The organism is Rubritalea squalenifaciens DSM 18772 (assembly GCF_900141815.1).
GTDB classification, from domain to species: domain Bacteria; phylum Verrucomicrobiota; class Verrucomicrobiia; order Verrucomicrobiales; family Akkermansiaceae; genus Rubritalea; species Rubritalea squalenifaciens.
Map to the genome: position 1 here is coordinate 859578 of NZ_FQYR01000002.1, position 13762 is coordinate 873339.

The following is a 13762-nucleotide window of genomic DNA, read 5'->3' on the forward strand; positions in this document are numbered from 1 at the left end:
ATGAGCTTGGGGGGAAAGAAATCTCTGGGGGAGAGATTAAGCGGCCTTTTTGTCTTCGGCTGGTTTTGGCTGGGCGTTCGCCTTTTCTTTGTCGATTGTCCAGGCGGGGATCCAGCTGTGACCGGACTTCTTGAAACCTTGCTTGATGAGGCGTTCCTCCATGTCAGGGAAGTGGGCTGCCCCATAGAAAATGCCGATCTTCTTTTTGCCCGCAGTCATTTGCTTGGCTAGCACCTCCATGCATTTCTGGTTGCGGTCGCCAATGATGACGCTCTGGCCGGCAAATTGACCGACCTGGTTGTCTCCATTGCCGAGGGTCTCGACGAGGTTGAGCTTCAGCTTGTCCGGGTTGCCTGAAAGGATGGCGTGGAGCAGCTTCATCGAGTCTGGCTGAGCCTTCTCATTCATGTTTTGGTGCTGCGCGAGTGCGAAGCCTACGATGGATTCACCTTTCTTCTTCTGAAGGTCCTGGAATTCACGCACGGAGAGATCGGCGTGGACGAAATTCTTCTTGGAGTAGTCGATGTGGTCCTTCTGGCCAGTGAGGCTGAGAGCTTTTTCCATCATGAGGAAGGCGGTGCCGAGGAAGTCCAGGGCAGCTTCTTTGTCCTTGCCAGCTTGCTCCGGCATTTTGCCATCCACCATCTGCTCTCCTCCGACCATTTCAAAAAGAACCACGTCGTAGTTCTCGAAGGTGGTATTAAGCGTCTCAAAGTAAGACTTGTCGGCAATGTGGACGGCACCAATCAGGTCCACTTTCACGTCGCCTTTGCTGTAAGAGGTGACACCGGTCTGGAGGAAGACGTTTTTCTCGGTGTGATGGACGCGGATGAAGTCGGTCATCTCGTCGCCTTTCTTGACGGTGTCTTGGGCGAGAAGTGGGAGGGCTGTAGCCAGCAGTGTGGAAAGGATGCGCAGTTTCATGAGTGATATTGTCTGATGTATCTATGATTAGCCGGTTATCGCCCTGCGGTTACAACAGACTTCTACCTATGGTAGCGTTTGTTGTGCTTAGTCTTGTCTATAAGAGACTTATCCCCAGCGTAGTTTCTGTCTTAATGTGGCAAAGTATGAGCGATCGCGCAAGCGGATGAGGTGAAGTTTGTGCCCGGCTTTTTCCACTTTGATGCGTGAGGTGCGCGGTAGTTCGCGGACTTCACGGCCATCAATGGAGTAGAGTGCGGGGCATTCCGACTCTTCAGCCGTGGTGAGTTCGACCACGGAGGAGTCGTCCAGAACCAGTGAGCGGTTGGACAGGGAGTGCGGGCAGATCGGAGTAACCACGAAGGCGCTGGCAATAGGTGAAATGAGTGGGCCGCCGGCCGCCAGGGAATAGGCGGTGGAGCCTGTCGGGGTGGCTACGATCAAGCCGTCAGCATGGTAGTGGTTGAGCAGGGCGCCATCGATAAAGGCATCGATCGAAATAAGGCGTCCGGTCTGGCCGCGGGAAAGAGTAATTTCGTTGACGGCGAAGTCTTCCTCGATGGAGCCATCTTGATGGGTGATGGTCGTCTTGAGGAGGATGCGGGGGACTACCTTGTATGAGAGATCCAGCAAGGCGTCGGCAAAGATATCCAATTCATCATCTGTGCAGGAGGTGAGGAAGCCGAGGTTGCCGATATTAATGCCTGCTACCGGAGTGTCTGTAGGGCCAATGCGGTGCGCTGCATCCAGCATCGTACCATCTCCTCCGAGAACAGCGACGACATCACATTGCTGGGCCAGTTCAGGAGCGGGGATGCCTGTGACCCCGTCGATGAGTTTGGCGGTGTCGTCTTCCAAAGAGGTGGAGATCCCTTTTTTCTCAAGGGTGTCAATGAGTGAGAGGACGGTTGCGGCTGATCCATTTTTATGAGGATTAGCGATGATGCCTAGGTGCATTCTAATAGTCTCGTGTTTGGTTAGGAAACTTTCAAGCTTGGAAAGTAAAAACGCGCCCCGGTGTGGAGCGCGTTTGAAAAGCGGTTCAGGCTAGTGATTAGCCATTGCAGCAAGAGTCGCTCTCACAACCACCGGTTGCTTTAGCATAAAGAGCGGCAACCACATCCCAGTTCACTACGTTCCAGAATGCTGCGATGTAATCAGGGCGTCTGTTCTGGTAGTTGAGGTAGTAGGCGTGTTCCCATACGTCGAGGCCAAGGATAGCTGGGCAACCGCAGGTGTCTGCAGCGTCACCCATCATTGGTGTGTCCTGGTTAGGAGTGGAGCAAACGTCCACGGAACCGTCGGACTTCACGCAGAGCCATGCCCAGCCGGAGCCGAAGCGTGTCGCTGCTGCTGCACCGAAAGCAGCCTTGAATTCGTCGAAGGAACCGAACTTGGCGTCGATAGCTTCAGCAAGCTTGCCGGATGGAGCGGAAGCACCGCCTGGAGCGATGGTTTTCCAGAAGAGAGAGTGGTTGAAGTGACCACCGCCGTTGTTGCGGACAGCAGTACGCTTTGATTCAGGAACCTTGTCGAGGTTCTGGACGAGCTCACAGATGGAGAGAGCGAGAAGGTCGTCGTGGCCCTCGAGCGCATTGTTCAGGTTGGTGACATACGCGTTGTGGTGCTTTGAATGGTGGATCTCCATGGTGCGCGCATCGATGTGTGGCTCGAGGGCGTCATAGGCGTATCCGAGTTCTGGTAATTCGTAAGACATAATTGTTTTTTTCTGGTGATATGTTTTGCGGACCCAACTGCGTGTTGCTATCAACGAACGCAGTTTAGAAACGACACGCCCACTATGGGTGTGGATGTAGAATTTCGCAAGTAGTAATCAGGTTATGAATATATCTCCGGAAGTTTGGGCAATCATTGGTGGGGCAGCGGTGTTAGGGTTTGTGTTAGCATGGGTGATTGCAGCCGCTGGGCGCAAGGCCGCGGTAGCAGAGGTCAAGGGTAAGCTAGAGGGGGAGCAGCAACGCTCTGCGGATCTAAGCTCACGTTTAGAGAAGTCTGAAAATCAATTAGATGCGACCAAAAAGGTCGAGAGTGAGCTGCGCACTAGCGAAGCTAAACTGAAGACCCAGCTGGAGGAGGAGCAGAAGGCGCTCAAGGAAAAGGAGCAGCTGCTAGTGAATGCCCAGCAGCGGCTTAGCGATGCCTTTAAGGCTCTCAGTGCGGATGCGCTGAAGGCGAGTCAGGAGCAGTTTTTGCAGATGGCTAAGAGTACCTTTGAGGCTCAGCAAAAAAGCTCCAGCGAAGACATGAGTAAGCGTGTGGAGGCCGTGGAGCGCCTGGTGAAGCCGATCAATGAAACTCTGGAGAAAGCTCAGAAGCAGGTTGGTGATCTGGAAAAAGCACGCGAGGGTGCCTATGCCAGCCTCAAGGAGCAGGTGATGCATATGAAAGAGGCTCAGCTGGGGTTGCAGCGTGAGACCAGCCAGTTGGTGAAGGCTCTCAGGCAGCCGACAGGCCGTGGCCAGTGGGGTGAAATCCAGCTTAAGCGCGTGGTGGAGATGAGTGGCATGCAGGAGCATTGTGACTTCCAGACTCAGACCACGACGACAGATGATGAAGGCAAGCGCCTTCGCCCTGATTTGATGGTTAACCTTCCTGGTGGACAGCATATCGTAGTGGATAGCAAGGCGCCTATGGATGCCTATCTGGATGCTCTTGAAACTGAGGACGAACGTGAAAAAGAAGCGGCAATGGCTCGTCATGCTGAGCAAGTGCGCAAACACATCCAGCAGCTTGGAGCGAAAAAATACCAGGACCAGTTTGAAACCAGTCCTGAGTTCGTGGTTCTCTTCCTGCCGAGTGAGGCCTTCTTCAGTGCGGCTCTTTCCCAGGATAGTTCTCTTATTGAGAAGGGGGTTGCCCAGAACGTTATTCTCGCTACTCCGACGACACTCATCGCTCTGCTGCGTGCCGTAGCCTATGGCTGGAGACAGGAAGTGCTGGCAAAGAACGCTCAGGAAATCTCAGCAGTGGGGCGCGAGCTTTATAGCCGCCTGACCACCTTCACCGAGTACATCGATAAGATGGGTAAATCTCTTGGGACGACAGTGAATCACTTTAACTCAGCCGTTGGCTCTCTGGATGCCCGCGTGCTGGTCAGTGCGCGCAAGTTTGAAGAGCTGGGCGCTACGCCCGAGAATGCTGAGCTTAGTGGGCCTTCCTCCGTGGAGAAGATTGTGAGGGATGTGCAGGTGCTGCCGGATGCGAAGAAGCAGGAAGAAAAGACCATTGAGCCGAGTGTCGGATTTGGAGACTTTGTGGAAGTCGGCGGGCTGGAGGATGGCTTCGAGGGTTTTCTTGCCGAAGGTGAGGGCGAGGGTATTTAGGCTTTGCCGGCAGTAGATTCAGCCTCGTGCTCATGGTGGGAGGCTGCGTGTGCTGCATGCACGGCGATAGAGAGGATGCAGATGTCATCCTCTGGCATGTCGTTGGCGTAGCGCATGACATCGTAGGCGATGCCTTTGACCATGAAGTCATTGTCCTTATCGTAGCGCTTGCGGATGATGTGCTTCAGGCCTTTGATGCCCAAAGGTTCCTGTAGCTGGTTTTCCGGCTCAATGGCGCCGTCAGTAAATAAAAGGAAGACATCGTTAGGCTTAGTCCTCCATTCTCTGGTGCGGTAGTCTACACCGGCAGTCAGGCCAAGAGGGAGGCTTCCTTTTTCATCCCCTAAGAGACGGTTGGCTCTGTCTTCGGGTTGTCGGTAGATTAGCATGTGGGGGTGGCCAGCGTGGGAGCCTTTCACAAGGCCAGTCTCAAGGTCAAAGATGAGATAAGCCGCAGTCACAAAGATCGTCTGGCCACTGCGTACGATGATATCTGAGAACTGGTTGTTGAGTTCCTCAAGAAAGCATGCCGGATCCTGCTCGATGATGGCCAGAGGTCTGACCAAAGCTCTGAGTATGGCGGTTACCAGGGCTGAGCGGGCGCCGTGGCCCATGACATCGGCGATGAAGACCCCTACATGATTTTTATCCAGAGGGAAGATGTCAAAGAAGTCTCCTCCCACGGCGGCTGCGGGTTGATAGAAGTGGGCGACATCTAGTAAAAGCTCGTGCTTGGGAGATGGCTGCTGGAGCCATTGATAGTCGTGAGGAAGAAGGGCTTGCTGGAATTCTTTCGCCATCTCCAGATCTTCATTGATCTGTTGGGTTTTGCTAATCACTTCAGACTCGAGGATGGACTGGAAGTTGAGAATGCCTTCGGCCATAGAGGAGAAATGCTCAGCCAGCTTTTGGATTTCATCCTTGGTGTGGATCTTGTTCAGCGGGTTTACGATCTGCTTGATTTCAGTCCTGCTGAGATAGAGCCCCTTTTGGGAGGCTGATGCTACATTCTCTGACACGGTTTGCATCGTTCTGACCGGTGTGGTGACGGTCTTTCTGAGGTAGGAGAAGCCGACCGTGGTGAACAGGGCGACAAGGATGATGACGCCGCCTATCTGCATGGCGTGATATCTTTTGAGAGTTCCAGTGAGAGGGGTCATGTCCTCGGTGGCGATAGTCGTCCATTGGCATTCGCTGAGCTTGGTATTGGCTGAAGTGATGAGGTGGGGAGTTTCGGGTTCACCATGGAAGATAAACTCCTCAGCCGTCCATGAAGGTTGATTATGAATCTCCTCCATTAAGATGGTCGGGACTTTAGTCACTTGTGCCGGTAATGCCATGTTGCCTTTGCTGAAGACAATCGAACCGTCGGAAAGGCTGATCGTCCCGTTAAAGGTGTCGCTGGCATTTGAGTTGGCGAATTGTTTAAAGAGTTCGTCTGCCTTGAGAATGAGCTTGAAGTAGCCATGGATCTTGAATCCTCCATTTTTGTGATCTTTGTAGGCCACTGGGACAAGTAGCTCATAATAATGCAATCCCTCTATTTTCAGCGGTCTATAGATGACTGAATCATAGGGGAGCTTGGAAGTCTGTTGCCACCAGTCTTGGGAGGTTTGATCGTATTCCTCAGGCTTCGGTAGGGCGCCAAGAAGAATGCCTTTGGTGTCCGTGAGAATGAAGCTGTGCAGGCTGGCGTCCTTTTGCCTGTGTATCCTGAATTGGTGATTAGCCGGGCTGTTGGTCAGCCAGTTCATCCGCGGATCGTTCAAATGTGGAATTTCCTTCCAGATGGGAATCGCTTTCGCTCTCTCTTCGAGGCGGCGAGCCATGTTTTTCTCTACGTCGGGGTTTTCGTGCTGAATGAAGGTGATTCTGAAATTTCCGGTTTGATTGAAGAGTGCGATCTTTTTCTCAAATTCAGCATTAATGAAGTTTCTGAGGGTGATGCTGTTGTTGAATGCCGCCTGTTGCTGGCTGTGTTTGGCGTGTTTCAGAGTGTGGTGATAGGAGGTGCGCGTAACAAAGTAGAGGCAGGCCACCAGTGGTAAAAAGGTAGTGAGCAGTATCAAAAGAAGTATTCTCGCCTGCAGTTTCATTTCGGGGAATCAAGGATTCTACCAGAAATGAAATGGGAAGCCATGTGTATTTTGTTGGCGCTGAGTGTTTAGCGGGTGAAAAAAAAGGAGGCCCGGCATAGTTAGGTATGCCGGGCCCCATGGGTTTTGAGCATGCCCCACTCAGGCATGCGCATTTTGTACACAGAATAATGTCGCCTCTTTCCACTCTAAAAAAAAAGGCAACCCAGCTGCACAGGCCCGTCCCTCCAGACGGGTCTAACTATGGTGCAGTGGTACTGAATAACAGCAGATAGGAGGGAAAGGTTAGCAAGAAATATGAATTTTCTGTTAAATAGCCGACCTTTGTCCGCTAGGTGGAATAGGTGGTGGCTGGTTAATCGCAGGAATATCGGTACCGGTAGATCTCGGCCCATAGGGTTAGACCGTGAATCGAGAGGGCAAAGGCGATCAAGAAGGAGGTGCCTGCTCCGGCGAAATCCATCAGGGAGAAACTGGAGATGAGTGCGGTAATGCCATCAACGCTATGGGTGATGAAGATGCCGTACAAGAGGTTCTCACCTGTGATGGCTCCGAGGTCGATCACGCATGCGATCAGCTTGGCTAGTAGGTAGGATGAAGCTGCTATGGCGCCCGCCATGGCTTTAAAGAGAATACAGTTCCGCTCCGGGTAATAGATGCCCGAGCAAAGGCCTGCTGCGATACCCAGCGGGATGGCTGCAATAAAAAGGGAGGATTGGTTATTTGGGATATAGAACCATGCCCATAGAGTAAGCACTGCCAGGCAGGCCAGGCTGGAGCGTAGAGCTCCCCAGAAATAGAGACGCTTGAGGTAAATGGCAGGGTCTTCGTATTCCCGCTTGATGGGCCTGACGTAGGAGCGCTTGGCGGCCTGGCGTCTTTTTTCTTCCTGTTCTTGTTTGGCCAGGATTTCCAGTGAGGGTTGGAATATTTCCAATTCCCCAAGCTGTTGCCAGTCTGTCATTTGCTTACACCACACCAGGGTGCCGTCCGCGGTGAGCTGTTTGCTCAGGATGAGCTCTCTCATCTTGTCCTCGGTGACGGGGCCGCGGCGAGTGCCGCCAAGGGTGTAGTACCATTCGTTGGACTGCATTAGCTGAGATCTAACGGGCTTATTCAGATTTTGAAAGGTTAAGCTGCTGGATTGCCAGAGGGATTTTTGCCTGGCGCAGGTGAGAGACGAGATTGCTGAGGACTGCCGAGCGGATGCGGGTGCGCAGACGCACATCGGGGATAAAGTAGCGGCCTTCGATGAGGATGCCTGCATGCTGGTAGCCGCCTTCATCAGACCAGAGCCCGCGGACGACGATGTCGGCACTGTCGGGAATGACTCCCGCGGTGGAGTGGATGGCGTTCTTGGTGACTTGGGCTACCTGGTCCAGGTCGGCATCATAGCTGACTTGGAAGCGGATGCGGACGCGGACAGGTTTGTCCAGGTAGGAGAAGTTGGTGATGACTGAATTGGCCAGAATAGAGTTGGGGTAATCGACGATCACTCCATCAGTGTTCTTGATTTGAGTGCGGCGTAGTCCGATCTCGACCACGTCACCCCAGCCACCCCAGTGTTTGCCGGGCCGTTCGATCTTGATGCGGTCACCTATCCGTATGGGTCTGTCGGCGATGAGGAAGACGCCGGAAAGGATATCGGCGAGTGTTTCCTTGGCCGCGAGGCCTATGGCGATGCCTGCGATGCCTGCGCTGGCGAGGAAGGGGGTGATCTCTACTCCGTGGTTCTTGAGAACCATGATAAAGAGGACGAAGAGGAGGATCAGGACGTAGAAGCGCTTGATGAAGTAGACCAAGCGGTCGTCCAGGTCGTTTGAGGTAGCAGCGGCTACCTTTTCAAGTCCGCGGATTAGAAATACGCGGATCAGAATGTGCACAAAAATTCCGGCGACGAGAATGACGCCGGAACGATACCAAACATTAAGGTTTTCCCACCATTCCATGGTAGGAGACATTAATTAGGCGGCGCCCATCAGGTCGAGCACTTTGTAGATGTAGAGTGCTGCGGTGCCGATTAGGGCGATGATGAAGAGCTTGATGAGGAACTCGATTGTCTTACGTGCCATCATAGTGCTGGAAGATTCTTGAATTTAGAGAGTGAGATCAAGTCGTAAAAAAAGCCCCGCTCAGAAGAACGGGGCTTTTTCAAAAGGTCAATTAAGCACCCACGCTGAAACGAGCGTAGCGCTTGATTTCAAGGGTGTCGCCGAGCTCCTTGCCCTTAGCTTCGAGAAGCTTGGAGATAGAAGTGTCAGGATCCTTAACGAATGCTTGCTCAACGAGGCACTGCTCGCTGTAGAACTTGTTGATCTTACCAACAAGGATCTTGTCGATGATGTTGGCAGGCTTGCCTTCAGCTTCGAGCTGCTTGCGGTTGATTTCGTTCTCTTCTTCAACGACGGAAGCGTCGATGTCATCACGAGTGAGGCCAGCTGGGTTAGCAGCAGCAACGTGGAGTGTGATGTCCTTGAGAAGAGTCTGGAATGTGTCAGCGGAAGTGGTTTCTGCCTTCTCGCAGGAAACTTCGATGAGAACGCCAACTTTGCCACCCATGTGGATGTAAGAAGCAACAGAACCGGTGCCTGCTGTTTCAAAGCGAGTCACGCGCTTAACAGCGATCACTTCACCGAGTTCGATGAACTTGGCCTTGAGAGTGTCTTCAACAGTGCCTTCACCGGAGGTGAGAGCGAGTGCTGCTTCAGCGGAGTCAGCTGCACCTTCAGCGATGATGCCTGTAACTTCTTCAACGAAGTTGGTGAAGTTTTCGTTCTTAGCAACGAAGTCAGTCTCGCAGTTTACTTCAACGAGAACACCAGCGGAGCTGTCAGTGTTAACGGAAGCGGCGATGATGCCTTCGGAAGTTTCACGGTCGGAGCGCTTGCCAGCCTTCACGATGCCTTTTTCGCGGAGGAGCTTTACTGCTGCGTCGAGGTCGCCGTTGGTCTCAGTGAGAGCCTTCTTGCACTCCATCATACCAGCGTTGGTCTTGTCGCGGAGTTCTTTAACTGCGGATGCTGTAATAGCCATGATCTTAGTAATACTTAATTAGTTCGAGATAGGGCGGAAAATATCGGACTTGGCCGAAAATCTCTGCAGCCGAAGGGGCTGCAGAGCAAATGGTTTCCGGTGACGTATTAGCCTTTTGCACCTACGACGATGGAGTCGACGAGGTTCTGAAGGAGGATACGGATGGAGCGGATCGCGTCGTCGTTACCTGGGATTGGGTAGTCGACCTTGGATGGGTCAGCGTTGGAGTCAACGATAGCAACTACTGGGATGTTCAGGCGGCGAGCTTCTGCAACAGCGATGGTCTCGCGTGCGGAGTCAACGATGACGATAGCGTCTGGGAGCTTCTCCATGTCGCGGATACCGCAGAGGTTGCGGAAGAGCTTTTCACGCTCACGGGAAAGAGCGGCGAGCTCCTTCTTGGACATGGCCTTGAATTCCGGCTGCTTTTCGATGTCCTCAAGGTACTTGAGGCGCTCAACAGAGCGGCGGATGGTAGCAAGGTTGGTGAGAGTACCACCAAGCCAGCGGTGGTTCACAAAGAACTGACCGGAAGCTTCAGCTGCTTCTTTAACAGCATCCTGAGCCTGGCGCTTGCAGCCAACGAAGAGAATTTTCTTACCTTTACCGGCGATGTCGGTGAGGAAGTCGGAAGCCTTGTCGAGGCAACGTACTGTTTCCTCAAGGTTGATGATGTAGATGCCGCCTTTGTCCTTCATGAGGTAAGGCTTCATCTTTGGATTCCATTTGCGGGTCTGGTGTCCGTAATGGACGCCAGCGTCTACCATTTCTTGAATGAGTTCGTTAATCATTGTAATTGAGTGTCTTTCCTTGAATCAGGGAAGCGCAGGTTGTTGGGAAACCCGCCGCGTGGGAATTTAGAATCGTCTGATTTCCCGGTTGTTATGCGACGGCGAGAGACGAAGCGGGCGCGTGATACATTGATCTTGCAGGCTTGGCAAGGATTAGTTGCGGGATTTCTCCTGCTTCCCCGCGTTGGAATTACTTTGTGGATCTGGCTGACTGTCTGAGGCTTGCTAGCAAGGGGATTGTTAGTTGTTGTGTGCAAGGCGGGGTAAGGGCTGGCAAGTCTGCTGGAGCTGAAAGTCAAGGCGGGGAGATTATTTTGGTGAATAAGGGTAAAATGCAGGAGAATACACGATCTTGGGTTGTACATGCAGGCTTGAGGGGCTAGCACAGGTCTTGTGGAGCATGTTTGGACCGTTCTTCAGGCCGCGTTTCCGGTGTATTGCATCATCGGCTTAGGCATCTTGCTCAGGAAACTGAAGGTATTGACGGAGGAGATGGACAAGGGGCTCATGCTGCTGGTGGTGCACTTGCTGCTGCCGAGTTTGATCTTGGTCAATATCGTAGGGAATGAGGCTTTGATGGATGTGGGCTTGGTCGCCTGGGCAGCAGGTCTCGGCTTCGTCTTTGTGGCAGGAGGATTTCTTGTGGGCTACTTGTCTGGTGGGTTATTGGGCCTTAAAAAGGGGGGAGGCAAGCGCACCTTCGCTGTGTCCACTGGAATTCAGAACTACGGCTACATGGCTATTCCATTGATGGCAGCTTTGTTTCCGGGTGGGAATGGTCTTGGGGTCCTGCTGACTCACAATGTGGGGGTGGAGCTGGCTCTCTGGACGGTAGGGATTGCCATGTTGACGGGGGAGCTGAAGCCCAGTTTGAAAATGTTTTTGAAGGGGCCCATTGTGGCGGTGGTCGTTGCCTTGTCTGTGAACTGGCTCGGGGTGTCTGGCTCGATTCCTGGCTCAGTGACCAATGTGTTTACGATGTTGGGGAACTGTGCCGTGCCGATTGCTTTGCTGACGGTGGGTACCACGATTTACGATCTCATGCAGAAGGCTAGTTTTGACTGGCGGGTCAGTCTGGGTGGTACGGTCGTGCGGCTCTTCGTCATCCCGGCTATGATGATAGGCGCCGTGGCGATGCTTCCTGTCACGCTGGAGCTGAAGCAGGTCATCATTGTGCAGGCGGCTATGCCGGCGGCAGTCTTTCCGATCATTCTAGCCCGTCACTATGGCGGGCGTCCGGATGTGGCCGTGCAGGTCTCTGTGGCGACCAATGTGCTTTGCGTGATCACCATGCCGCTGGTGGTGGCGGCGGGGATCCACTTTGTGCTCTGATTCTTTGAGTGATGCAGGGATGTATGCTTGCAATTTGAGGGAAGCTGAGGAAGAGTCCGCCAACAAGTTATGGCAATCGAAGCGATCAAGAAAGTAACAGGCAGGGCAGTACCCGTCCCGGGTGCTGATGTGGATACAGACAGGATCATTCCTGCTCGTTTCCTTAAGTGCGTGACCTTTGATGATCTCGCAGAGGGAATGTTCTACGACGAACGATTCGATGCCGACGGCAACAGTAAAGGACATCCGATTGATGCACCCGAGTATCAAGGTGCTTCCATCATGGTGGTCGGGCCGAACTTCGGCTGTGGTTCTTCCCGTGAGCATGCTCCGCAGTCCATCCGCCGTGCCGGATTTAATGCCATCGTCGGTGTCAGCTTTGCTGAAATCTTCTTTGGTAACTCCACTAACCTCGGCATGCCTTGCGTAGGTCTCAGCCCTGAGGACAACGAGAAGCTGATGGAGCTGGTGAAGGCCAATCCTGAGGCTGAGCTGAGCCTGGACATGGAGAAGATGGAGGTCAGCTTTGCTGGTCAGGTCTTCAAGGCCGGCATGGATGAAGGTGCCCGCGAGGCCCTGGTCAGCGGCAAGTGGGATGTGATCCAGGAGCTGGTGGACCGCAATGCCTCCATCGAGTCTACTGCCGAGGCGCTTCCTTACGTCTAGGCGGCAGCCTAAGAAAATTTTCTAATCCGACGTTAGGACCCTGATGGGTGTCTTGCGTCGGATTTTTAGTTTAGAGAGGTTGCCATGGAATGCGTTTGTGCTGGTGACCTGCTACTGGTTGTTGGCGTTTGGGCTTTCGGTGCTTGAGCTGAGTGCTGAGAATTGGAAGGCGTGGTGGAATCCGGAGTTATTTAGAGAGTCCGCATGGCGTGAGGGTGAGAGTATCTATGGCGGGTGGGCCATGAGGTGTTGTCACAAGTGGGTAGAGTCTGAAGGAGATTTTGCCGCTGTATTCGCCATGTTAATGGTGATCACCTCTTTTATTAAAGGGGTGAAAGTATCTGTGTTGGGGTGGATTATTAAAAAATTGCTGAAAAAGCTTCAGGCTAGATGGAGTTGTTTCTGGAGAGGGCCGCCGGAAGAGCGGAAGGAATTTCTTCGGAGTTTTGAGTGGCTGCCATCGAGCCTGCTAATAGGTGTGAGCATCTACTGGGGTTTGGCGTTCCTCTCTGTTTTTAATGGCGGACGAAAGTGGCTTGACTGGGCAATGTTCAAGGATCCGGGAGAGCTTTTGAGCAGAGGCGTGTTTGATATATACAGCTATGTGAATGTCGGGAAACGAGCTGAGTTCATGGAAAGTGATACTTCCTATCTGGTACTACTGCTGTGTCTCTCTTGGTTGCTCGGGTGTGTAGCTTACTTTTTAGGTTTGCGTGCAGTAGAGGTGTTGAAGGCTAAGAAAGGCTAATTTTCCTTTTGTGATTTGGGATTCGGGGCTAGTTAGTAAGTGTGCCTGACAGAGAGCCATTGATCCGGGTTGAGAATGTCCACCAGAGGTTTGGTGATAACCACGTGCTGCGTGGTGTGACCATGGATGTCTATGAGGGAGAGACCTTACTGTTGTTGGGAGGTTCTGGTGGAGGGAAGAGTGTGCTGATGAAGCATTTCCTTGGGCTATTGAGCCCGTTGGAGGGAAAAGTGTGGGTCAAAGGGACGGATATTTCCCGGATGAGCGAGCGTCAGCTGGGCCCGGTGCGCAAGATGATGGGGATGATGTTTCAGAATGGGGCGCTCTTTGATTCCATGACAGTGGGGCAGAATATCGCCTTTCCTTTGCTGGAGTCTGGTCTGAAAGACGAGAAGGAGATCGAACGCTTGGTGACTGAGTCTCTGGAGATTGTCAGGCTGCCAGGTCAGGAGGACAAGATGCCGGCTGATCTGTCTGGTGGAATGCGCAAGCGCGTGGCTCTTGCCAGGGCGATCGTGGATAAGCCGGCGTGCGTGCTCTACGACGAGCCTCATGCTGGACTGGATCCTATCACGGCGGATTCTATCGATCACTTGGTGAAGTGCCTCCAGCGTGATCATGGGATGACCAATGTCATTGTCACCCACGAAATGCGCAGTGTGTTCCGCATTGCAGACCGGATCGTCTTTCTGAAGACCGGGCAAATCTACTGGGAGGGGACTCCTGAGGAACTGCAGGCTTCTGAAGATCCTGAATTGAAGAATTTCGTTGAAGGGGATTCGGGTGGTGAGTGGTGAAGGGTACTGATATGGAGTTGGTTGTAGGTGT

The 13762-nt window shown here is 52.9% G+C and carries 13 protein-coding genes; 5 read left to right on the forward strand and 8 right to left on the reverse strand.

The genetic code is table 11. The features are described from left to right. Positions 1–36: 36 nt before the first annotated feature. The 3 genes from BUB27_RS04020 to BUB27_RS04030 form a co-directional block, all read right to left on the reverse strand. Positions 37–924, reverse strand: a complete 888-nt coding sequence (locus tag BUB27_RS04020) for a hypothetical protein (RefSeq protein WP_143158251.1) — start codon at positions 922–924, stop codon at positions 37–39. 108 nt (positions 925–1032) lie between these two features. Then, positions 1033–1881, reverse strand: coding sequence for an NAD(+)/NADH kinase (locus BUB27_RS04025; RefSeq protein ID WP_143158252.1), 849 nt, complete (start codon positions 1879–1881; stop codon positions 1033–1035). Positions 1882–1978: 97 nt separating this feature from the next. Next, on the reverse strand, positions 1979–2641 hold the full coding sequence (locus BUB27_RS04030) for a superoxide dismutase (protein ID WP_143158253.1): 663 nt from the start codon (positions 2639–2641) through the stop codon (positions 1979–1981). 124 nt (positions 2642–2765) lie between these two features. Here BUB27_RS04030 and BUB27_RS04035 point away from each other — a divergent pair, with 124 nt between their 5' ends. Further along, entirely contained in the window at positions 2766–4268 is a 1503-nt protein-coding gene (locus BUB27_RS04035; RefSeq protein ID WP_143158254.1) for a DNA recombination protein RmuC, read from the forward strand. On the opposite strand, the gene BUB27_RS04040 is transcribed toward BUB27_RS04035, so the two are convergent. The 5 genes from BUB27_RS04040 to rpsB all read right to left on the reverse strand — a co-directional run bounded on the left by BUB27_RS04040 (position 4265) and on the right by rpsB (position 10188). Then, complete coding sequence (locus tag BUB27_RS04040; protein ID WP_143158255.1) at positions 4265–6364, reverse strand: SpoIIE family protein phosphatase; 2100 nt, start codon at positions 6362–6364, stop codon at positions 4265–4267. The two genes, BUB27_RS04035 and BUB27_RS04040, sit on opposite strands and share 4 nt — an antisense overlap. 355 nt (positions 6365–6719) lie before the next feature. Beyond that, complete coding sequence (locus tag BUB27_RS04045; RefSeq protein ID WP_159434789.1) at positions 6720–7457, reverse strand: DUF4339 domain-containing protein; 738 nt, start codon at positions 7455–7457, stop codon at positions 6720–6722. A gap of 19 nt (positions 7458–7476) precedes the next feature. Beyond that, positions 7477–8313: a mechanosensitive ion channel family protein gene (locus BUB27_RS04050; RefSeq protein WP_159434790.1), complete on the reverse strand. Its 837-nt coding sequence runs from the start codon at positions 8311–8313 to the stop codon at positions 7477–7479. 214 nt (positions 8314–8527) lie between these two features. Next, the gene (gene tsf / locus BUB27_RS04055) at positions 8528–9397 is read right to left on the reverse strand and encodes a translation elongation factor Ts (protein WP_143158258.1); all 870 of its coding nucleotides are present in this window, start codon (positions 9395–9397) and stop codon (positions 8528–8530) included. A gap of 107 nt (positions 9398–9504) precedes the next feature. Next, positions 9505–10188, reverse strand: coding sequence for a 30S ribosomal protein S2 (gene rpsB, locus BUB27_RS04060; RefSeq protein ID WP_143158259.1), 684 nt, complete (start codon positions 10186–10188; stop codon positions 9505–9507). Between the two features lie 393 nt (positions 10189–10581). On the opposite strand from rpsB, the gene BUB27_RS04065 reads away from it, so the two are divergent. The 4 genes from BUB27_RS04065 (at position 10582) to BUB27_RS04080 (ending at position 13731) form a co-directional block, all read left to right on the forward strand. After that, positions 10582–11520, forward strand: a complete 939-nt coding sequence (locus BUB27_RS04065) for an AEC family transporter (RefSeq protein ID WP_143158260.1) — start codon at positions 10582–10584, stop codon at positions 11518–11520. 69 nt (positions 11521–11589) lie between these two features. Further along, entirely contained in the window at positions 11590–12186 is a 597-nt protein-coding gene (leuD, locus tag BUB27_RS04070) for a 3-isopropylmalate dehydratase small subunit (RefSeq protein WP_143158261.1), read from the forward strand. A 43-nt stretch (positions 12187–12229) separates the two neighbouring features. Beyond that, positions 12230–12934, forward strand: coding sequence for a hypothetical protein (locus tag BUB27_RS04075; RefSeq protein WP_143158262.1), 705 nt, complete (start codon positions 12230–12232; stop codon positions 12932–12934). A gap of 41 nt (positions 12935–12975) precedes the next feature. Continuing rightward, positions 12976–13731, forward strand: coding sequence for an ABC transporter ATP-binding protein (locus BUB27_RS04080; RefSeq protein ID WP_200797059.1), 756 nt, complete (start codon positions 12976–12978; stop codon positions 13729–13731). The last annotated feature ends 31 nt before the right edge of the window (positions 13732–13762 follow it).

Bases quoted from the DNA above. Each gene is read 5' to 3' on its own strand.
- BUB27_RS04020 (WP_143158251.1), bottom strand. From the start codon at position 924: ATGAAACTGCGCATCCTTTCCACACTGCTGGCTACAGCCCTCCCACTT.
- BUB27_RS04025 (WP_143158252.1), bottom strand. From the start codon at position 1,881: ATGCACCTAGGCATCATCGCTAATCCTCATAAAAATGGATCAGCCGCA.
- BUB27_RS04030 (WP_143158253.1), bottom strand. From the start codon at position 2,641: ATGTCTTACGAATTACCAGAACTCGGATACGCCTATGACGCCCTCGAG.
- BUB27_RS04035 (WP_143158254.1), top strand. From the start codon at position 2,766: ATGAATATATCTCCGGAAGTTTGGGCAATCATTGGTGGGGCAGCGGTG.
- BUB27_RS04040 (WP_143158255.1), bottom strand. From the start codon at position 6,364: ATGAAACTGCAGGCGAGAATACTTCTTTTGATACTGCTCACTACCTTT.
- BUB27_RS04045 (WP_159434789.1), bottom strand. From the start codon at position 7,457: ATGCAGTCCAACGAATGGTACTACACCCTTGGCGGCACTCGCCGCGGC.
- BUB27_RS04050 (WP_159434790.1), bottom strand. From the start codon at position 8,313: ATGGAATGGTGGGAAAACCTTAATGTTTGGTATCGTTCCGGCGTCATT.
- tsf (WP_143158258.1), bottom strand. From the start codon at position 9,397: ATGGCTATTACAGCATCCGCAGTTAAAGAACTCCGCGACAAGACCAAC.
- rpsB (WP_143158259.1), bottom strand. From the start codon at position 10,188: ATGATTAACGAACTCATTCAAGAAATGGTAGACGCTGGCGTCCATTAC.
- leuD (WP_143158261.1), top strand. From the start codon at position 11,590: ATGGCAATCGAAGCGATCAAGAAAGTAACAGGCAGGGCAGTACCCGTC.
- BUB27_RS04075 (WP_143158262.1), top strand. From the start codon at position 12,230: ATGGGTGTCTTGCGTCGGATTTTTAGTTTAGAGAGGTTGCCATGGAAT.